Here is an 18,906-nt window from a genome sequence, read left to right as displayed (position 1 = left end):
AGATTGAAGAACGAACTACACGGATATGAATTTTTCAACGGATTATTTTACTCCAAATATAATTTATTGGAGGAATTTTTAAATGTCTCGTTATACAGGACCATCATGGAAACAATCTCGTCGTCTTGGTATCTCATTATCAGGAACAGGTAAAGAATTAGCACGCCGTCCATACGCTCCAGGTCAACATGGACCAAACAGCCGTGGAAAGAAATCTGAATATGGCTTGCAAATGTCAGAAAAACAAAAATTACGTTTCATCTACGGATTAAACGAACGTCAATTCCGTAACATGTTCGTACGCGCTAGCAAAATCAAAGAAGGTAAACACGGTGTTAACTTCATGATCTTACTAGAACGTCGTTTAGATAACGTAGTTTACCGTCTAGGTTTAGCTTCAACTCGTCGTCAAGCTCGTCAATTAGTAAACCATGGTCACGTAACTGTCGATGGCAAACGTGTTGATATCGCTTCTTACGAAGTAGAAGTTGGCCAAGTAATTGGTATCCGCGAAAAATCTAAAAACATGGTTACTGTTAAAGAAGCAGTTGAATCAGCTGTAGGCCGTCCTGCTTTCGTAAGCTTCGACGCTGAAAAATTAGAAGGTTCATTATCTCGTTTACCAGAACGTGATGAAATCAACCCAGAAATCGACGAATCACTAGTCGTTGAATTCTACAACAAATTAATGTAAGACTTCTTACAGACACTCAAGTCCTTGGCAGCAGGGATTTGGGTGTTTTTTTGTTGAATGAAATGTACTTATAGAAACTCTTATCTTCCTTCAAATCCCTTATTACACTCTTTTGCAAAAATGCTTAACTCTATTGGCCAGCTTACATCAAGAACAACTTAATGAAGAAAATCAGCAATATAATTAAAAAGCAAAATAGAAAAAAAGGAGTGGATTTCTCCACCCCATAAAAGTCTTCCACCGATGTCAGATAAACTATGATTCAATCTAGCCAAGACATCCTCTGCCTATGAAATAGTTTATATTTCACTGTTTTTATTCCTAGAGTATCCCTGCCATTCTTAAGACAAAATAAATTGTGATGAGAACTAAATAAACTGTGATGATTTTACTTTCACCATTGAGAAGTTTTTTTCTGAATGTCAGAATTAGAAGGCTGGCTAAAAAGAGGATGATGCTGAGATACCTATCCAAAAAAATTGTCATATTTATTTTCTCCTATTGTTGTAAGTCATTGATTCCAGTTAATCCTAAAGTTACTAATACGGATTTCTAGTAGTGCAGACATCTTTTCTGTAATTTTAGCAATCCCCGCCGCTTTTTTACTTCCAATTCAGGAATCCTATTCCCCGATAACGCAATCGATTCGCAAATAGGCACAATGCAAAGATCCCTAAATCCACACCAAAGGATTCGAGATGCAGGATATTTTCCCCTAACTGACCAATCGCTAAACCTGGAGTTACTACTAAATTAATGTCTTGTCCGGTTTTTTCAAAATAAACGGCACGAATAATCATTTGAGCAAAATGCAAAATCAGGATCAAGCCAAAACTCATAGCCATTGAATCAAAAACGATCCTTCTTACCAGTTCATCGTTCTTTTTAAAAATTTCTCTAATTAAAAAGTATAGTGAGGAACACAAGGCGTACATAGATAGAAATGCGAAAAGCATTAAAGCAGCAAATACGTAACTATTCACTCCCGTGATACGGAAAAAACTCATTTACTAATCCTTCCCTTCATCCAAATAGAATATTTCATCAAACGGCTGATCGAAGTAGGCCGCTATTTTCAATGACAGCTCTAAACTAGGATTGTACTTTCCCTTTTCGATCGCGGTCATCGTTTGGCGTGAGACATCTAGCGCCTGCGCCATTTCTTTTTGCGGGATCTTTTTTTCTTCTCTTATTTTTCGAATATGATTTACAACACTCACTTTTTTCGCTCCTAGTAAAGATATCTTTACTAAATGATAAGCTATTGACCACGGCTAGTAAAGTGATATTCGTCTGACCGGCCGCTAGACAGAATCTTTTATCGATCGATTGTTGACGAACGTTAGCTTATCAATGATAATTATTAGATGAAATTGAATGAAAAAGGAAAAGGGTGGAAAAATGAATTATTGTCCCAATTGCGGCGCGGAATTACGGCCGGAGGCGAAGTTTTGTCCGTCATGCGGCTATGACTTAGAACAAGGAACACTATCCGAAGAAGAGTATGGTGAGCAACATGGCACCGAACCCTTCGTTCAAGTAAATACCAATGATCACTTTGAATTGGAATTAGAAAAAGCCGAGGGGCTGAATGTGACGCGGGCGGAAATCAAAAAGCTGGCGCAAGAAAAATTATCTGGCAGATATGGTGAATGGTGCAAGACGATCATTCTATTGATCGGTGCGAATATCGTCGCGAGCTTTATTTTTCAATTCGCGTATGTCCGCTTCTTTACCAACAGTTTCTTGAATTTATTTAATCCTTATGGCTATTACACTTATGACTATGGGTATGGCTACAATCGGCCGTTTTCCGGTATTTCGATGTTTATGTGGTTCTTGGTGATGATGGCTGCCCTTGTCTTGATTTTTTTGATCGCTGCTTTGACTACTGCTGTGCTGCAATGGTGTGCGATCCACACTCTAAGAGGCAACCGCGCAGACGGATTACAGATTTTTGCTTATTTCATCAAAGCACAAAAAAATCGCGTATTAAAAGCCAATGTCTTGATCGCGATCTATACCTTCTTTTGGTCGCTGCTGTTCGTCATTCCGGGAATTATAAAAAGTGCTTCCTATGCGATGACCAACTATTTATTGGAAAAAGACGACAGCTTGAGCGCTTCTGACGCGATCTTGTTGAGCCGTCAAATGATGGACGGCTACAAACTAGAATTCTTGATTTTACGATATTCTTTCTTCTTCTGGAATTTGCTTGCGGTCTTCCAACTGACAAATTTCTATATCATGCCTTATCAAAATGTGACCGAGATCAAATTTTTAGATATGCTGTATGAGCATTACGTTGAAGAAAACAGCCCCATCGAAGCATAAAGAAAAGCGTCAGCTAAAAAAATTTTAGCTGGCGCCTTTTTTATTTATTCGTCTTTGTTTGTCTGCCTTGATAAATTTGTTTGAAAACATAGACCGCGATAAAGAGCGCAAACATACTCATCAAACCAAACACGATCGTTTTTGTATTCCCGGTCAGATTACTGCCGACATAAGAATACACGATCGTCGCTGGTAACTGCCCGATCCCCGTCGCAATCAGAAACGGAATCGGTTTGATCGCTGTTAATCCCGCCGCATAGCTGATGAAATCAAAAGAGATAAACGGCAGCAGGCGACAAATCAAAATCGTATGTTTCCCATAGCGGTCAAAGTACTCATCCAACGTTTCTAATGAAAAATTCTTGTTCATTCTTTCCACGATATCGCGTCCCGCGATCCGTGCAATGTAGAAACAGACCAACGCTCCGGCCATCGCACTCGTCCACGAAAGCAAGGCTCCTTGCCACCAGCCGAAAACCGCCGCATTCGCGAAGGTAATCAAGAAGGCCGGCAATGGCGCGATGATCGATTGAAACATCATCAACAGGAAGGAAATGACGACTGCCCAGACCCCGAAGGAGCGTAAATAGCCAACAATACTTTCTACACTCATGGAACGGAACAGCACCAGCACCTGTGTGATCTTCGAACGAATCCCCGGAACGAAGTAAAAACCAACGACTGCCAGCAATATGACCAGAACCAGCAGGATTCGAGCGAATTTGTGTTTATTTTTTTTCGACATTATTTTTCTACATCCTCGACTTTTGCCCAACGATAGTATGAGCCATCATAATTTTTTACTTGCTTAAAGCCGCACATCTCCATTACTAACTCCATGTAGGCCGAACGAATCCCTGCCGTACAATAAGTAACGATCTTGTCATTCTTGGCCAAGCCCGCATCTTCAAAAAGCTTCGTTAACTCAGCTTTGCTCTTCAACATCCCTTTGCTGTTGAACAAATCGGTAAAGCGAACCTGGATCGCCTCTGGCAAATGACCGCCTTTGGCTTCCCCGTATAGGACCTCGCCTTTATATTCTTTGTCATCTCGAACATCGACGATTTTATAGTCGTCATACTCCTTTTTCAATTCATCGGTACGAATAATATGCTTCTGATCAATCGAGTCGATTTTGACAGTGACTGGCTCTAACTTGGTACTTTCTACCTCAGTTTTAAGTCCAGCCTTCTTCAACGCCGCAAAACCGCCATCCACCATTTTGACATCTTTGTAGCCGGTAGCTAATAGTTCCCAAGCGATCCGTCCATCATCGCCCCAGCCCTTTTGCGCCCCAGCGAACAGCACCACTACTTTATCCTTTGCGATACCTTTTTCACCTAAACGCTTCGCTAATTCGACTGGTTCCAGAACCAAGCCCCATTTTTCATCACCTGAGGCTCCTTCTTCAACCGCCGCTAAATTTTGCCAACCGATTGCTGTCGCACCTTTGACGGTTCCTTTATTCGCTTCTTCTTCGCCTCGCGCATCTACCAAAATAATCTCATCCAAGTTTTTCTTCACGTAGTCCGCGTTCACGATGTACTCGCCTGTAAAAGCTGTCGTTTCTTTTTTGGCTGTTTTTGCTGAATCGGCCGAATCGGTTTTATCACCGCCGCCACCGCAACCCACTAACCCTAACGTAACCAACGCCAACAGTCCAATAATTGTTTTTTTCATCTTCTTCTCCATTCGTTTTTTGACTCCCGTGTTCTAACAAAATCCAGGAATCTCCATCTTTTTTACGCAGCTGGTCTCACTGAGCGCACAAAAAAGAAACATACCCCCGTATGTTCTCAAACGACTTCTTAGGTAAAAGAAGGATCGTTGGAGAGGAGAATTTTAATTTCACATTCTTAGAGACTCTAAGGCAGAGTATGACTCTTAATCATTGTTGGAAATTCAAAATGCTCCCTCCCCTCGTTCTCGATCTTGCCCCTTAGTTAAAGTATATAAAACGCTTTATCTTTTTACAACACGGCATTCATCAATCTCACGCAAAACAACTTGCGGCTGTGCCTCCAAATTGTCTTCATCCAAATCCTCCGACGCTGTAAAACGAAAATTTTTTAATCGTGTTCCAGCCGAATGTTGTGCAAAAAGCCGATCGACCTTTTCTGTTAAAGTCCGCGTCTCTGCATCTGCCGGCAGTAAGAGCCGTTCGATCGCTTGGATCGACTCATCAAAATCCTCCTCTTCTTCTGCCTTGTCCGTTTCGCTTTCCATTCCAAAAATCACCGTCTCGACGGTTTGGACAAACTTCCCGTCAATAACCGTTTTAAAGATCTCGATCCCGTCCGCATCAAAAAGATTGGCCGTCGTCAAACGCTCCAACGTTCTGCAGATTTCCTTGGCTGATTGCTTTTGCTCCACCTCGCTGAAGGACCAGCTGTGGGTTTTATTCTCGCCATTCTTAAAGGTTGCTACTAAACTCATCGTCATTTTTTATTCCTCTTTCCCATTATCTTGGCTAATCGCCGTCTAAACCGCCTATCGTTGCGCTCCGACTCTATTTGTTCTTCACTTTTTCCAAACTCGTTTTTAGTACTCTTTCCGCTTCCAACCGTTGATTGCTTCGGCTTTTGGCTGCTGACCTGCTGGCTTTTTTGCGACGAGTCAGAATCGTTAAACGTATCCTCCGTTTTCGGATCAGGGTCAGGTAAAAGCCCCTCTTCTACTAACCGCTCGTTAATCAACTCTCTAACTGGTCGGTCTTTGTTCGCTTCATAGTCTGGAATTTTCGCGGTGTTTTTTTGTTTTACCTCTTCTTTGCGTGATGCTTTTTGGGCAGGCTTCGGCTGAATTTCTTGCGGCGAAGAAGCGGTTCTTTTACGTGCTGTCTTCCTGGTATTTTTTTCGACAGGCTCCTCGACGGATTCTATTTGTTCTTCCGGTTCCACCGCGTAATACGGATCCTCCGTAGTTGCAGTACGAGAAAACGCAACAAATTCAGTAAATTTCCGAACCCCATTCGTTTCAAAAATAGTCAGCATCGTCAGGATTTTTAGTGCCCCGATGATTTCTTCTTGATTCTTGGTCGGATGAGCCTTTCTCAATGTCCATGTATGTTTCCGGCCATTCGCCCCTTTGAAAATCGATTTAAGATCGAATTGATGATCCGCCAATCCATCGATTCTAGTCGGATCTTTTTCTTGTAAATACACTTTATATGAACGAGCTTCCTCGGTAGCAGCAAGATAATCTTTTTTATGTTTATACAAACGAGCAACAACGCTTTTCCATTCATCGACGGCAAAATAATCTTCGAAAAACACGCTGAAGCGACGCAACACAGCACTCGGTTCCGCAGTGAGAAATAATTCTCGGATTAACTCCTGGCAGATAAAAGAAAAATCAGTGACGGTCAAGCTGTGTCTCACAAGAATCGCAACCGCATACTCGATAACAGCCGAAACATCCCGCGTCTCACTGTACAGTTTGATGATCCTTTTTTCGAGATTCCCCCTCAGCATGTTGAACAGCTGTCTTTGACCTAATCGTTGCGTTTGCATAGTCTCTCCACTCCCTTGTTTATCGTTTGATTTTTAATGCGCTTTCATTCACGAGGTATTAAATCCTTATAAATTAAAAATAACTCTTAATTGATAAAAAGACTATACAGATTTTGAAGGTTTCTGACTCTTTTTACGTTGCTTTTTTGTAAAAAAATGAATATTTCACGTTGAAATATGGGGAATTCGAAGAGGTTTTTTCCTTACGTGGTGCGGCTTTAGCCCCGTTTTATCTGATATAATCAACATATCTAAAAATTGAGGGAGAGGATGACAGTGAAAGGACAAGAGGTAAGAATCGGCACCTGCCTGTTGGTTGGCGACATTGACAAGATGGTTCATTTTTATAGAGATACTTTAGGTTTTGATACTCCATGGAACGGCGGTGATTTTGCGGAATTCGAAACGGCGAGCGGCGAGCTGTCTCTATTTATGTACAGCAGAGAAACCTTCGTGCAGGCGATTAATGAGGGCTACATTCCGCCAAAGGGAATCAATCAAACCTTTGAGATCGCGCTTTGGCTGCCCACCTTTGCAGATGTCGACGCCGAATACGAGCGATTATCCAAGCTGGACCTGCGCTTTCCAACCGGAGAACCTACCACCTTCTCCTTTGGCATCCGCAACTTTTATGTAGCCGATCCCGAGGGAAATCTGCTTGAAATCGGCAGTACACACGAGTCATAAAACTGAATCGTTAACAAAACAGCCGCCAGATAGCCCTTTATCTGACGGCTGACTTTATATTCTACTGCCACATGTTCTCTCCGCGTTTCTTGACCGGAATCTGCATCCGAATAAACATCGTTCGATTCATCGCGTCCGTCTTGTTCTTCTCATAGACAACTTCGCAAACATAATCGCCAACGATTTGATAGTCCTTCTGCTGAAGCGCCGCTTTGAACTGACTCAAGGCCGGCAGCTCCTCCTTAAAGGAATGACAATAAAATGTCGCATACAAACCGCTCCTTAAACTTTTTGTATGTTTAAACTGCTTCGGCGTAAAAATGAACAGCTCCTGCGAGACAAACTCCTCCGTCAAAAATTGCCGCTTCGACATGATCGTTCCTACTCGATTAAAGCGTCCAATCGGAATCTTCTGCTGACTGACATGACTTTTAAACGCCCGCAGATAAAATTCATACTCTTCATTCGTCATCTCATAAATATTCTTATCGATCGAATAGGTCAGAATCGGCCGTGTCGGAAAATGTGCCACTTCGATTGTCGTCTGGCTTTGCTTTTCTTGGAAAATCAGTGCCCCAGCTTGAAAGGAATCAATGTCCTCCAATTGCTGATCCAGTAATTTTCGCTGTTCCAATAATTCTGCTTTCTTTTTCTCGACCGTCTGGCTCAACTCCGCCAAGCCTTCCGTATCATTCATAATGTGCTTGATCTCTTCCAGCGAAAAATTGAACTGCTTCAAGAATTGGATATTATCGACTGCCGCCGATTGATTGATATGATAATAGCGGTAATTGCTGCCTACATGAATAGATACAGGATGCAGCAAATCAATCTGCTCATAGTAACGTAGCGTTTGGACAGAAATGTTGTTGTATTTCGCAAAGTGACCAATTTTCATTTTGGAAAACATTTTCAAACTCTCCCTTGACTCTATAGTTACTATAGACATTATACTATTATTGTGAAATACAACACAATTAAAAAAAGGGAGGCATTTCAATGGGTTTACAAAAGATCAAAGTTGTTCAGTACGGGTGCGGCAAGATGGCCAAGGTTATCATCAATTATCTGTATAAGCATGGGGCTGAGATCGTTGGCGCGATCGATACAAATCCCGATGTAGTAGGAAAAGATATTGGTGAGTTTGCGGAGTTGGGGTATGCGACAGGTGTTAAGATTTCGGATGATGCACAAGCGGTTTTTGACAATTGCGATGCGGATGTAGCCTTAGTAACGATCTTTAGTTATATGCCTGAAATGTATGAATTCTATGAATTGTGTCTGAAAAATCAAGTCAATGTGATCACTACTTGTGAAGAAGCGATCTATCCTTGGAATACTTCTCCGGCAGAGACTAATAAATTAGATAAACTAGCGAAAGACAACGATGTAACGATCATGGGTGCCGGAATGCAGGATATTTATTGGATCAATATGCCTAGTCTGATGATGGCGGGCATGAATGACATCAAAAAAGTCAAAGGTGCTGTTAGCTACAACGTCGAAGATTATGGTTTGGCATTAGCTGAAGCCCATGGCGCAGGCTATGACCTGGCCCGTTTTGATAAAGAGATCGCTCAAGCGGAAAGTCTGCCGTCTTATATGTGGAATGCCGGCGAAGCGATCTGTTCAAAAATGAATTGGACGATCCAAAGTATTTCCCAAAAGAGCGTGCCGTTTACTCTTGATGAAGATGTTTATTCAGAAACCTTAGGTGCAACGATCAAGGCTGGCGATGCCATTGGTATGTCCGCCGTCACCACGATCAAGACTCACCAAGGAATCGAGCTGGAAGTCGAATGTATCGGTAAAGTCTATCGCGAAACGGATGGCGATATGTGTGATTGGGAGATCACCGGCGAACCGAATATGGTCTTCTCGCTAGATAAACCAGATACCGTCGCCCATACTTGTGCGACGCTCGTTAACCGCATTCCATCAGTTATCAAAGCCCCTGCTGGTTTTGTTACGGCGGAAAAAGTCGACGGTTTGAATTACATGACTTACCCGATGCATATGTATTTGTAGACAAAATAATAAGCCGATGGCAGCGTATCATTCACGCTGCCACCGGCTTTTCTATTTAAACTAACGCAACAAGGTAACTATGTCTTTTTTCGCTGCACTTTTGGCCGGCAGCCAACTGAAGACGATCCCGATCACGACGGATAAGCCAAAGGCTAGCGTCACCGTGAACAGATCTGGCCGTACCGACAACGGCGTGAACATACTGATAGCAAAGCCCAGCAGCATCGCGATCAGATACCCGATCGTCCCGCCGACTAAGGTCAACGAAATTCCTTCTAATAAGAATTGCATCATGATATTGCCTTTTGTTCCGCCCATTGCTCGGCGAACACCGATTTCCTTCGTCCGTTCAGAGACAGAGATGTAGATCATGTTCATGACCCCGATTCCTGAGATGAACAGCGAGATCCCGCCGATCACTGAGATCAGCAATGTGATACTCGTCAACAACATCCGCAGCTGATCCACTTGACCCGCTAAATCTTCGGTCTTATAACTGCCCAGCTCTCTCCAAGTCCCGTATTTTTTCAGCGTGTTTTCAGCTTCCTTCGAGACACTTTTTACGTTCGCTGTTTGGTTCATTTTGACTTGGATCATGTTGCGGTCTTCCGAATTAAAGTAGCTTTCGAAAACATTCTCCGGTAATTCCGCAACGACATAATCCTCCTGCGTTGAAACAATTGTTCCTCCGCTGCGATCCTTCATGATTCCGACTACTTCAAACAAATGACCGCCAATTTTGATACTTTGGCCGATCAACGATGCCGGCTCTTCTTTTTTAATCGCCTTGGCAGCGGTTTGATCAATCACTACAACAGGATTTTCATTGTAGTAATCACTCGGTTGAATAGACCGTCCGTGAACGACTGTACTGCCGCCATCCTTCAACAATTTAAAGCAATTCCAGCGGCCATCATTTCCGATCTCATCAAAGGTTTGATCCGCGTATTTGATCCCATTCCGGGAATTATCATAATAGCTTACCTTTTGAACTCCGGGAATGCTCTCGATCGTATTGATATCTTCTTCCGTAAAACCATTCAGACCGTTCTCACTGAAGGCATCGTCTTTAGCTGAAAAGGTATAACCGACACTGCCGTCAAACTGATCCAGTCCAATAAATTCTGACGCATAATCCTCAAAGGCACGCCCAATTGAGAAAACTGTGATTACTGCCGAGACCCCGATGATCAAACCGATCATGGTCAAGAAACTGCGGCGTTTGTTTTTGCCGATCGCCTTGAAAGAGGTTTTCCATACTTCACTAAACCGCATGTGCAACACCTTCTTCCAATATCTCGCCGTCTTTTACCGTGATGACCCGCCGACAATAAGCCGCGGCATCAGGATCGTGGGTCACCATTAAAATCGTGACCTTTTCTTCTTCGTTTAATCGTTTAAATAATTGCATGATCTCTTCCGAGGTGTGGCTGTCCAACGCCCCCGTCGGTTCATCCGCCACAATAAATTTCGGATTTCCGACAATCGCCCGGGCAATTGCCACCCGTTGCTGCTGCCCGCCGGAAAGTTGCTTCGGCAGCTTGTTGTATTTATCGGCGATCCCGACTTTTCGCAAAGCCTCCATGACTAACGGCTTGGTTTGTTTTTGCTTCATCCCGCTATACAGCAGCGGCATCGCTACATTTTCCAACACCGTATTGTTATCAATTAACTGGAAGGCTTGGAAAACAAAGCCGACCGATTTATTCCGCAGCGCCGATAGCTTCTCGTCATTGAAGCGATACGCATCTTGTCCCTCAAAACGGTACGTTCCTTCAAAATCACCATCCAAGAAGCTGATCGTATTAATCAAGGTCGACTTTCCTGAACCAGAAGGCCCCATCACCGCCACAAATTCATGCTCATCGATCGTTAGACTGATATCCTTTAAAACGTGGATGCGCTCCTGATCGGCGGTGTAAAATTTGTTGATATTTTCCATCACAATCATTCAACCGTCACATCCATCCCATCCTTCACCGATTTGGCATCTTTGATGATTTTATCGTTTTCGTTCAGACCTTCCCGCAACACATAATAGCCATTGCCTTTTTCAACTGTCACTGAACGTTTTTCAGCCTTGCCTTTAGAGACTGTATAGGCAACGTGTTCCCCATCTTTTTCTACAACACTCTTCAATGGCAGATGAATCTCATTACGCGGAATCAGTAATTCTACAGAATAGCCTACAGGGATCGCTTCATCAGGAACCGCGGTAAAGTTATAAGTCACTAAACTGGTTTTTTCTTCTTTTGCCGGATCATTGTTCATTTCTGCCAACGAAGTGATCTTGCCGTTGACTGTTTTCTCGTTATTCGCGTATTTGATCTCGATTGGTTCATTCAAAGCAACCTTCGAGCGATCATATTCTGTCACCGTTCCCTTGATGGATGATTCTTCACTCTTCAAGACCATCAACGCCTGTTGCGGATCATTTTTCGCATCTTCATTCAAAGCCGTTACGACGGAATCATTCGCCGCCCGGATGACTTCTCCCCAGCGATAGGTCACTAAAATCGTATCCTTGGTAACATGATCTCCTTCATTTACATGAATCGTCTGAACCGTTCCTTTTTCCGGATCGACTAAAACCGTTTGTTTTCTGGTTGACTGCACTTGCCCCTTTAAATGCAGCGGTGTTTGTTTGCTGACTTGGTACATTTCCACCGAGGTATCATCTTTTGCATTTGCTTGGGTGTTCTGATAGAGAAAAAAGCCTGCCCCCGCAACCACTAACACTCCGATACCAATGATAATCTTTTTCATTTTTGACTCCATTCCTTCCGTTACAAAATTGTATTCATCGCTTCTACTCCTTAAATTTTAGAGGAAAGCCGCGGTCTCTTCTTCCAACGAAAGTACAAAGTCTAGATAAGACTTTAGACCGAAGAACATTTGTCATTTTAATGGATGCACTGTTATTTACCTGCAAAAAAACGAAAGCATCATCAGAAATTCTCCCGACAATGCTTTCGTTTATTTTTCTTTATTGATTTCCTTTGCGACGCGTTCATTCATTTTGCGTTTCAATTCATTGATCCGTGTTTTAGCTTGGATCTCATGGAGCATGTTTTCCGCGAATTCACCGACATCTTCACCAACTAAGTCTAATATCGGCACCTGATTATTTGCACCCTCTTGAAAGAACGCCAGTAATTCGTACATGGGCTCCAGCATATCCATTCCTGAACCTGCTGTAAACTCCCACAAAAAATTTTGGATTTCTTTATAGACTACTTGATAGTCATGGGGCAATTTTTTCAGCTCGGCCATTTGTTCTTTGTATTCGGCCTTGTCCGCGTACATCTGCTTAAAATAATTAAAGACATTTTTATCTTTCATCGTTTTTACTCTCCTTCAGCTTGTCGATTTGACCGGAAATAAAGGCCCAGCGCTGCCAAAATAACTCCAGCTCTTGTTTTCCAGCCTCATTCAATGAATAGAACTTGCGCATTGGTCCCACCGAAGATTTTTTCTTCGTCACGACCACTAAATTTTTCTTTTCCAATCGCAACAACACGGTATAAACGGTGCCCTCGACAATATCCTCAAATCCATATTTTTGTAAATTATTGGTAATCTCGTACCCATAGGTTTCATGCTGATTGATGATCTCAAGAATCATCCCTTCAAGCACGCCCTTCAGCATCTCAGTAATCCCATTCACCGTTATCATCCTTCCCACACATTACGTTACCGTAATTTTTTCCGATAGACATATATAGATAATACTTGGAAAATCACGATTGTGCCAATACTCCAGGCAAGTGCGACCCAAATTTCTGACGGCATCTGCCCTTCTGTCAAGAGCGAACGCAAACTATTGATGATCGGCGTCATTGGCTGATGATCCGCAAAGCCTCTTAAAACCTTTGGCAATGTTTCCGTAGGGACAAAGCCAGAACTGATGAACAACAGCCCGATAAGCAGATAAGAAAAGGCAATCGCCGTTTCATTATTCTTAGCGATTAATCCGAATAGAACGGCGATCCAGGAAAGAGCATATGTCGCTACCAACAGCAGGATGATCGCCATAAGCCATTCTAAGCCATCCGCTTTTGGTCGAAATCCGATCAAAATACTGCTGAACAAAACAATCATCGCCGAAATAAAATTGAACGTAACACTGGTCATTACATGGCTGTTCAAAATGGCCGATTTGGCAATCGGCATCGAATGGAACCGCTCAAAAATTCCGTTTTGAACATCGGTATTCAATCGAAAAGCCGTATAGCCAACTCCGCTAGCAACCGTAAACAATAAGATCGCCGGAACGATAAAGCCCTTGTATGTCTCTGGGGGAATCGTCATTGCCCCGCCAAAAATATAAATAAAGGCCAGCATTAACATGATCGGCATCAGTACTACCGTCATAATGGTATCGACACTGCGGGTCATGTGCTTCATCATTCGTCCCGTCAATGTCAGCGTATCTGTAAATACAGTCATTTTACTTCCTCCGTTCGATTCTCTACGATCATGAAGAAAACATCATCCAGTGACGCCTGTTTTTGCGTGAAGGTCAATATCTCGATCTGAGCAGCCTGCAACTGATTTAAGATCCAAGTGATTTTCTGTACCTCATTATTAGTGATCACATTCAGCGTCAGCAATTCCTGATCGATCTTTCCACCGACCAGTTGCTCGGCTGCCCTCAAGGTTTCCTCATCAGCGAACGTCAATTCCAGCGTTTCCTTCGGCAAGTGCCGTTTAACCTCGGCCACACTTCCCTGCAAAGCAATTTTTCCATGGTTCAGAATCGCTACATTATCAGCGAGCTGTTCCGCCTCTTCTAAATATTGCGTTGTCAGAAAAATCGTGACCCCTGCTTTTTTCAACGTTCGAATCATTTGCCACAGCGCAGCTCGCGCCTGCGGATCTAATCCCGTCGTCGGTTCGTCTAAGAAAAGAATTTTCGGCGGATCAATCAAGCTCATGGCCAAATCTAATTTGCGCCGCATCCCGCCAGAATACGTTTGCGTCGGTCGATCGGCCGCTTCCTGCAAATCAAATTCCGTCAGCAGCTCATCGACCTTTTGCGAGTAGTTTTTCAAATGACGAAGTTTAGCGATCAATACTAAGTTCTCGCGACCAGTCAAAACTTCATCGACAGCAGCGAATTGACCCGTTAAGCTAAACTCTTTTTGAACTTCAACGGATTGTTCCAAAACATTTAATCCGGCTATTTTAACGCAGCCCTTATCCGGTTTCAGTAACGTGGTCATCATCTTGACCGTGGTTGTTTTTCCCGAACCATTGGTTCCCAATAAAGCAAAAATACTGCCGGTGGACACTTGAAAACTGATACCGTCTAACACTTTATGATCCGAAAAAGCTTTTTCCAATTCAACAACTTCGATTGCGTTTTGCATCCTGCTCACTCCTTATTATTTATGCGTTTATCCTTCAAATGGCGAATAATCAGACAGACATTTTTTTACGTTTCGAGTACTCTGTGATATTAAGTACATCTACAATGTAAAACTAAGTAGTGATTTTGTAAACTACTTTGTTCTACTAAGTACCGAAAAAATCGAATTTTTTTCTTTACATCTCGTTAACCATCCATTATACTTTCGTTAACCAAAATAAAATAATACGTTAACGAAAGAGTGAGTCTATTGAAATTAAGCAGTCGAGAAATTGTTTTAGCCGGATTATTTGCGGCAGTTATTAGTATTTTGTCTCAGTTCACTATTCCCTTTGGACCGATCCCCCTAACCTTGCAGACCTTTGCTGTCGGCTTCGTCGTAACCATCTTAGGGAAAAAGACCGGAACAATGGCCGTCGCGATCTACCTATTAATGGGCATGATCGGATTGCCCGTATTAGCTGGCGGTTCTGCCGGGATCGCGAACTACTTTGGTCCAACAGGCGGCTTCTTGGTAGGATTTATTTTCCAAGCCTACTTCACCGGATTGATTATTGAAAAAACCAGCTTCAACTATTTCTGGTCGATCTTCGCGAATATCATCGGTGCCTTTATCACTTTATTCTTCGGTTCTCTTTGGTTAAAATTTGGCGGAAGCTTGCCATGGGACGCCGCTTTCTCTGCCGGTATGATTCCGTTTATTCTGCCTGGTGTGATCAAAGCACTCGCCGCCGGTTATCTCGGTGTCCTGCTGGGCAAGAGATTATCCTTTACAAATTACGTGTACCGTTAAGTTTCCAAATTTGGAAACTTTTTTTCTTGACTTTTTAATCAGGGTACCATATCATTACAACTCGTAAGGTACCCTTAATAAAAGTTATGAAAGAAGCGAACAATAATGACGAAAGTTTTATTTTTAAATGTGACCACCCACGGACATGTCAATCCTTCCCTAGGTTTAGTTAACGAACTAACGAATCGCGGGGTTGAAGTTGTTTATTTTTCAAGTGAAGAATTCCGCGAAAAGATTGAAGCGGCCGGCGCAGTATATCGGCCGTATCACTATGATTTAAATATTTTTAAAAATGGGTTTGATGTGTTGCTGGATCATGGATTAGATATTATGCAAGATATCCTGACGCAAATCGAAGACGACTCCTTTGATGCGGTCATCCACTCGATCGCGATGCCCTTCAGTAAACAACTGGCGGAATATTTGATGATTCCAGCCGTTTCCATGTTGGCCGTCTTTATGGGAATGCAGGACTTTATGAAGCCTGACAAAACACAGCTGGCAGGGAAATTCAAAGCGTTGAATGACGCGTATCTGTTAGAAGCCAAAAAAATCGAGCAAGCACTTACTGTTCACATGCCTACCCGCTTTTTCGATTTAATTTTTAATGTCGAACCATTGAACATCGTCTTTACCTCAGACTATTTCATGCCGGAAAACGACCGAGCCTTCTTTGATGAAAAATATGTATTAGTCGGTGCGGATATTTATCAGCGACTGGAAGATACAGCGAACTTTCCGATTGAACGCCTGAAGGAAGCGAAAGAGGTTTTGTACATCTCCTTCGGCACGATTTTTGGCGGCTTCGCCAAAGATATCTATCAAAAAGTCTTTGATGCCTTCGGTGATTCTGAGTATCTAGTTGTCATGGCGGCTCATCATGTCGGTTTGGAAGAGTTGACGGTTCCTGATAATTTTATCGTTCAAGAATACATTCCGCAAAATGAAGTATTGAAATATGCTGATGTGGCGATCACCCACAATGGATTGAACAGCATGAATGATTTGATTTTGAATGAAGTGCCCTTTGTCTCATTACCGATGGGATCTGATCAGCCCGCGCTTGCGGAGCGCTTAGTCGAATTAAACGCAGGTATTCGTCTAGACTACCAACAAGTCGATAGCGATGAATTGAAAGCCGCGGTGGAAAAAGTTCAAGTTGAGCCTGACTATTTAAACAACTTAAAACAGATCAAACAATCATTTCTTGACGCTGGCGGCTATAAAAAAGCGGTCGATGCAATTGAAGCTTATATCTAAAAAAAGCACCTATTTCTCGTGGGAAATAGGTGTTCTTTGTATATACCTTACCAGTTCTGTATTCTCAATATTGAAGCCCAAAAACTCTGACATAGTCTTTCCATTAAAATAGTTATCGACTACCCGACTCACAGCATTGTGGCAGACTAATAAAGGTAGCTCTTTTTCCTGGCCAGTCAGTTCTGCCAGCAATGGGTAGATTCTGCCTGCCACGTCTAAAATAGATTCACCTTGCTCAAAAGGCAATGAAAACTCATTTCTCCGGTTTTGAAATTCCTCTGTTTGAATAGGCAGACCATCGTATAGTCCAAAGTCCATTTCGATCAATCGTTCATCTACTATAATTGGCAAGCCAAGCTGAATTGCGACAACTTGAGCCGTTTCTTTCGCTCTGATTAAAGGTGAACAAATTATTTGAGTAATCGGATCGGTTAGCGTTTTGGCTTGTTCAGCTAACAATTCTGCTTGTTTATAGCCTTCTTCTGTTAATGGAATATCCGCACGGCCGCAAATTCTTTTTTCAACATTCCACTGTGTTTGACCGTGACGCGCCAGGTAAATCATATCTTACCTTCCTTCATCTATTTCTTCCCCGATAACTAAACGATCCTGCAGATTCATCTCTTCAAAATAGGCAATCAATTCTTCCTTTGAGGTATCAAAGGTCAATGACAGGCGGCTATTTTTACTTTTATAGAAGGAAACAAACTGCACCTGATTCGAGAGTGCCTCGATCTGGATCTTTTTAAACTCATGAAAATCACCGGCTAAAACACCTAGCTTGATCAAATGATCCTCACTGAAGCCTTCCTTCATGAAGCCAAACATAAAGATCAGAACGGCAAAGGCAATCAATTTGATTTGATCCGCTAGATTGTCTGACCAAAAAATAGTGATCAAAGTAATGGATAAAGCCACCGATAGAATCTTTTTGACCCAGCTGCTTTTAGCGGCTAATTTTATCTTTTTTTGCTCTCTAACTTGTAAAACGATCAATAGCAATAAGAAAATCGTTATTATTACTGCCTCTGCCATCACCCTCATCTCCCCTTTACCATTCAGCTATAGTGCCGTCATAATTCTTCCATTGAGGATTTGTCCAAACCAGACCCTCTTGTGCGATTTCTTCAATCTTCGCTTCATCCATTTCAAGTCCTAAGCCCGGTTTATCAGGCAAGTCGACATAGCCGTCTTTATATTGGAAGACTTCTTTATTTTTCACAAAATCCAATAAATCAAAGCCTTTATTATAATGAATCCCCAAGCTCTGTTCTTGAATAAACACATTTGGTGTACATGAATCAACTTGCAGCGTTGCGGCTAGCGCGATTGGCCCATAAGGCGCATGAGGAGCGACCGCTACATCATAAGCTTCTGCCATCGCGGCAATTTTCTTCGTTTCCAGAATACCTCCGCACAAGGCAACATCCGGTTGAATCACATCGATTGCCCCTTGATTGAAGATATTTTTGAATTGCCAGCGTGTATACAAACGTTCACCAGTGGCCAGAGGAACTGCGACTGCGTTAGCAACTTCTTTGAAATGCTCTTCGTTTTCAGGCAGGACCACTTCTTCTAAGAACATCGGATGATACGGTTCAAGCGCTTTAGCTAAAACTTTGGCCATCGGTTTGTGTACCCGTCCATGGAAATCGACCCCAATCGACATTTTGCTGCCGAAATGATTATGGATGGATGCTACACGTTCGACTACTTCCTCGACTTTTTCATAAGAATCGATATAGTGAAGTTCCGATGTCGCATTCATCTTGATAGCCGTAAATCCGCGATCGAAACGATCCTGCGCCTGCTCCAGTACTTCATTGGGACGATCACCGCCAATCCAAGAATAAACTTTAATCTTATCCCGAGCTGCACCGCCTAGTAGTTCATAGACCGGAACACCAAAGGCTTTTCCTTTGATATCCCATAAAGCCATCTCGATACCAGAAACGATCGTTCCATTGATGGGACCGCCTCGGAAAAAGGAGCGATGCATTTCTTGAAAGAGACGCTCAATTTCAAAAGGGTTTCTTCCAATCAAACGATTGCCGATTTCATAAGCCCCGGCAACCACCGTTTCCGTTTTTGTTCCAGAGATCATTTCGCCCCAGCCGTCGATTCCATCATCCGTGCTGACTTTAATGAATATCCAACGCGGCTTCACTTTATAAACTGTTATCTTTGATATTTTCACGATCGTACTCCTTTTTTCATTTTTGGGTTT

23 protein-coding genes are annotated in these 18,906 nt (G+C 42.6%); 6 read left to right on the top strand and 17 right to left on the bottom strand.

The genetic code is table 11. From position 1 onward, the window contains the following. Window positions 1–82 precede the first annotated feature (82 nt). A complete protein-coding gene (rpsD, locus tag I585_RS22035; RefSeq protein WP_010741146.1) occupies window positions 83–694 on the top strand; it encodes a 30S ribosomal protein S4 in 612 nt (203 codons plus the stop codon). Between the two features lie 602 nt (window positions 695–1,296). On the opposite strand, the gene I585_RS22030 is transcribed toward rpsD, so the two are convergent. Together I585_RS22030 and I585_RS22025 are read right to left on the bottom strand one after the other, a co-directional pair. Continuing rightward, the gene (locus I585_RS22030) at window positions 1,297–1,701 is read right to left on the bottom strand and encodes a hypothetical protein (protein ID WP_010741148.1); all 405 of its coding nucleotides are present in this window, start codon (window positions 1,699–1,701) and stop codon (window positions 1,297–1,299) included. A 3-nt stretch (window positions 1,702–1,704) separates the two neighbouring features. Beyond that, window positions 1,705–1,914 (bottom strand): helix-turn-helix transcriptional regulator, encoded by a 210-nt coding sequence (locus I585_RS22025; protein WP_010741149.1) that lies wholly within the window; start codon window positions 1,912–1,914, stop codon window positions 1,705–1,707. Between the two features lie 181 nt (window positions 1,915–2,095). On the opposite strand from I585_RS22025, the gene I585_RS22020 reads away from it, so the two are divergent. After that, entirely contained in the window at window positions 2,096–3,028 is a 933-nt protein-coding gene (locus I585_RS22020; protein WP_010741150.1) for a DUF975 family protein, read from the top strand. 40 nt (window positions 3,029–3,068) lie between these two features. Here I585_RS22020 and I585_RS22015 read toward each other — a convergent pair whose 3' ends face one another. From I585_RS22015 to I585_RS22000, 4 genes are all read right to left on the bottom strand, one after another. Further along, window positions 3,069–3,773, bottom strand: a complete 705-nt coding sequence (locus tag I585_RS22015) for a TVP38/TMEM64 family protein (protein ID WP_010741151.1) — start codon at window positions 3,771–3,773, stop codon at window positions 3,069–3,071. After that, window positions 3,773–4,708 (bottom strand): sulfurtransferase, encoded by a 936-nt coding sequence (locus I585_RS22010; protein ID WP_010741152.1) that lies wholly within the window; start codon window positions 4,706–4,708, stop codon window positions 3,773–3,775. The genes I585_RS22015 and I585_RS22010 overlap by 1 nt, the downstream gene beginning before the upstream one ends. Before the next feature lie 282 nt (window positions 4,709–4,990). Beyond that, window positions 4,991–5,470, bottom strand: a complete 480-nt coding sequence (locus I585_RS22790; protein WP_010741153.1) for a DUF2922 family protein — start codon at window positions 5,468–5,470, stop codon at window positions 4,991–4,993. Then, entirely contained in the window at window positions 5,467–6,540 is a 1,074-nt protein-coding gene (locus tag I585_RS22000; protein WP_010741154.1) for a hypothetical protein, read from the bottom strand. Before I585_RS22000 ends, I585_RS22790 begins: the two co-directional genes overlap by 4 nt. 270 nt (window positions 6,541–6,810) lie before the next feature. On the opposite strand from I585_RS22000, the gene I585_RS21995 reads away from it, so the two are divergent. Next, window positions 6,811–7,227: a VOC family protein gene (locus I585_RS21995; RefSeq protein WP_010741155.1), complete on the top strand. Its 417-nt coding sequence runs from the start codon at window positions 6,811–6,813 to the stop codon at window positions 7,225–7,227. Between the two features lie 61 nt (window positions 7,228–7,288). On the opposite strand, the gene I585_RS21990 is transcribed toward I585_RS21995, so the two are convergent. Next, window positions 7,289–8,137, bottom strand: a complete 849-nt coding sequence (locus tag I585_RS21990) for a MerR family transcriptional regulator (protein ID WP_010741156.1) — start codon at window positions 8,135–8,137, stop codon at window positions 7,289–7,291. Between the two features lie 89 nt (window positions 8,138–8,226). On the opposite strand from I585_RS21990, the gene I585_RS21985 reads away from it, so the two are divergent. Continuing rightward, window positions 8,227–9,255 (top strand): NAD(P)H-dependent amine dehydrogenase family protein, encoded by a 1,029-nt coding sequence (locus tag I585_RS21985; protein ID WP_010741157.1) that lies wholly within the window; start codon window positions 8,227–8,229, stop codon window positions 9,253–9,255. Between the two features lie 60 nt (window positions 9,256–9,315). Here the strand turns inward: I585_RS21985 and I585_RS21980 are convergent, their stop codons facing one another. From I585_RS21980 to I585_RS21950, 7 genes are all read right to left on the bottom strand, one after another. Then, window positions 9,316–10,530: an ABC transporter permease gene (locus I585_RS21980; protein ID WP_010741158.1), complete on the bottom strand. Its 1,215-nt coding sequence runs from the start codon at window positions 10,528–10,530 to the stop codon at window positions 9,316–9,318. Then, window positions 10,520–11,206, bottom strand: coding sequence for an ABC transporter ATP-binding protein (locus I585_RS21975; RefSeq protein WP_010741159.1), 687 nt, complete (start codon window positions 11,204–11,206; stop codon window positions 10,520–10,522). Before I585_RS21975 ends, I585_RS21980 begins: the two co-directional genes overlap by 11 nt. Then, a complete protein-coding gene (locus tag I585_RS21970) occupies window positions 11,203–12,021 on the bottom strand; it encodes an efflux RND transporter periplasmic adaptor subunit (RefSeq protein ID WP_010741160.1) in 819 nt (272 codons plus the stop codon). The genes I585_RS21975 and I585_RS21970 overlap by 4 nt, the downstream gene beginning before the upstream one ends. A gap of 210 nt (window positions 12,022–12,231) precedes the next feature. After that, entirely contained in the window at window positions 12,232–12,597 is a 366-nt protein-coding gene (locus I585_RS21965) for a DUF1048 domain-containing protein (protein WP_010741161.1), read from the bottom strand. Next, on the bottom strand, window positions 12,587–12,922 hold the full coding sequence (locus I585_RS21960) for a PadR family transcriptional regulator (protein WP_010741162.1): 336 nt from the start codon (window positions 12,920–12,922) through the stop codon (window positions 12,587–12,589). Before I585_RS21960 ends, I585_RS21965 begins: the two co-directional genes overlap by 11 nt. A gap of 26 nt (window positions 12,923–12,948) precedes the next feature. After that, complete coding sequence (locus I585_RS21955) at window positions 12,949–13,704, bottom strand: ABC transporter permease (protein ID WP_010741163.1); 756 nt, start codon at window positions 13,702–13,704, stop codon at window positions 12,949–12,951. Further along, window positions 13,701–14,627, bottom strand: a complete 927-nt coding sequence (locus I585_RS21950) for an ATP-binding cassette domain-containing protein (RefSeq protein ID WP_010741164.1) — start codon at window positions 14,625–14,627, stop codon at window positions 13,701–13,703. Before I585_RS21950 ends, I585_RS21955 begins: the two co-directional genes overlap by 4 nt. A gap of 249 nt (window positions 14,628–14,876) precedes the next feature. Between I585_RS21950 and I585_RS21945 the strand changes: the two genes are divergently transcribed. Both I585_RS21945 and I585_RS21940 read left to right on the top strand, forming a co-directional pair. After that, window positions 14,877–15,419 carry a biotin transporter BioY gene (locus tag I585_RS21945; RefSeq protein ID WP_010741165.1) on the top strand — a complete coding sequence of 181 codons (543 nt, stop codon included), beginning with the start codon at window positions 14,877–14,879 and terminating at the stop codon, window positions 15,417–15,419. Window positions 15,420–15,524: 105 nt separating this feature from the next. Further along, window positions 15,525–16,679, top strand: a complete 1,155-nt coding sequence (locus tag I585_RS21940; RefSeq protein WP_010741166.1) for a macrolide family glycosyltransferase — start codon at window positions 15,525–15,527, stop codon at window positions 16,677–16,679. 9 nt (window positions 16,680–16,688) lie between these two features. Here I585_RS21940 and I585_RS21935 read toward each other — a convergent pair whose 3' ends face one another. Genes I585_RS21935 through dgoD form a run of 3 tightly spaced genes read right to left on the bottom strand, consistent with a single transcriptional unit; the run spans window position 16,689 to window position 18,876 of the window. Continuing rightward, window positions 16,689–17,243, bottom strand: a complete 555-nt coding sequence (locus tag I585_RS21935; protein WP_010741167.1) for a histidine phosphatase family protein — start codon at window positions 17,241–17,243, stop codon at window positions 16,689–16,691. A gap of 3 nt (window positions 17,244–17,246) precedes the next feature. Beyond that, window positions 17,247–17,714, bottom strand: coding sequence for a hypothetical protein (locus I585_RS21930; RefSeq protein ID WP_010741168.1), 468 nt, complete (start codon window positions 17,712–17,714; stop codon window positions 17,247–17,249). 16 nt (window positions 17,715–17,730) lie between these two features. Beyond that, complete coding sequence (gene dgoD / locus I585_RS21925; RefSeq protein ID WP_010741169.1) at window positions 17,731–18,876, bottom strand: galactonate dehydratase; 1,146 nt, start codon at window positions 18,874–18,876, stop codon at window positions 17,731–17,733. Window positions 18,877–18,906: the final 30 nt, after the last annotated feature.

The sequence above is a fragment of the Enterococcus malodoratus ATCC 43197 genome (assembly GCF_000407185.1).
Lineage (GTDB): Bacteria > Bacillota > Bacilli > Lactobacillales > Enterococcaceae > Enterococcus_A > Enterococcus_A malodoratus.
This window is presented reverse-complemented; position numbering and strand designations above follow the sequence as displayed.

What these genes read in the sequence shown, in the direction of transcription:
- rpsD (WP_010741146.1), top strand. Translation starts at nt 83, where the DNA reads ATGTCTCGTTATACAGGACCATCATGGAAACAATCTCGTCGTCTTGGT.
- I585_RS22030 (WP_010741148.1), bottom strand. Translation starts at nt 1,701, where the DNA reads ATGAGTTTTTTCCGTATCACGGGAGTGAATAGTTACGTATTTGCTGCT.
- I585_RS22020 (WP_010741150.1), top strand. Translation starts at nt 2,096, where the DNA reads ATGAATTATTGTCCCAATTGCGGCGCGGAATTACGGCCGGAGGCGAAG.
- I585_RS22015 (WP_010741151.1), bottom strand. Translation starts at nt 3,773, where the DNA reads ATGTCGAAAAAAAATAAACACAAATTCGCTCGAATCCTGCTGGTTCTG.
- I585_RS22010 (WP_010741152.1), bottom strand. Translation starts at nt 4,708, where the DNA reads ATGAAAAAAACAATTATTGGACTGTTGGCGTTGGTTACGTTAGGGTTA.
- I585_RS22790 (WP_010741153.1), bottom strand. Translation starts at nt 5,470, where the DNA reads ATGACGATGAGTTTAGTAGCAACCTTTAAGAATGGCGAGAATAAAACC.
- I585_RS22000 (WP_010741154.1), bottom strand. Translation starts at nt 6,540, where the DNA reads ATGCAAACGCAACGATTAGGTCAAAGACAGCTGTTCAACATGCTGAGG.
- I585_RS21995 (WP_010741155.1), top strand. Translation starts at nt 6,811, where the DNA reads ATGACAGTGAAAGGACAAGAGGTAAGAATCGGCACCTGCCTGTTGGTT.
- I585_RS21990 (WP_010741156.1), bottom strand. Translation starts at nt 8,137, where the DNA reads ATGTTTTCCAAAATGAAAATTGGTCACTTTGCGAAATACAACAACATT.
- I585_RS21985 (WP_010741157.1), top strand. Translation starts at nt 8,227, where the DNA reads ATGGGTTTACAAAAGATCAAAGTTGTTCAGTACGGGTGCGGCAAGATG.
- I585_RS21980 (WP_010741158.1), bottom strand. Translation starts at nt 10,530, where the DNA reads ATGCGGTTTAGTGAAGTATGGAAAACCTCTTTCAAGGCGATCGGCAAA.
- I585_RS21975 (WP_010741159.1), bottom strand. Translation starts at nt 11,206, where the DNA reads ATGATTGTGATGGAAAATATCAACAAATTTTACACCGCCGATCAGGAG.
- I585_RS21970 (WP_010741160.1), bottom strand. Translation starts at nt 12,021, where the DNA reads ATGAAAAAGATTATCATTGGTATCGGAGTGTTAGTGGTTGCGGGGGCA.
- I585_RS21965 (WP_010741161.1), bottom strand. Translation starts at nt 12,597, where the DNA reads ATGAAAGATAAAAATGTCTTTAATTATTTTAAGCAGATGTACGCGGAC.
- I585_RS21955 (WP_010741163.1), bottom strand. Translation starts at nt 13,704, where the DNA reads ATGACTGTATTTACAGATACGCTGACATTGACGGGACGAATGATGAAG.
- I585_RS21950 (WP_010741164.1), bottom strand. Translation starts at nt 14,627, where the DNA reads ATGCAAAACGCAATCGAAGTTGTTGAATTGGAAAAAGCTTTTTCGGAT.
- I585_RS21940 (WP_010741166.1), top strand. Translation starts at nt 15,525, where the DNA reads ATGACGAAAGTTTTATTTTTAAATGTGACCACCCACGGACATGTCAAT.
- I585_RS21935 (WP_010741167.1), bottom strand. Translation starts at nt 17,243, where the DNA reads ATGATTTACCTGGCGCGTCACGGTCAAACACAGTGGAATGTTGAAAAA.
- I585_RS21930 (WP_010741168.1), bottom strand. Translation starts at nt 17,714, where the DNA reads ATGGCAGAGGCAGTAATAATAACGATTTTCTTATTGCTATTGATCGTT.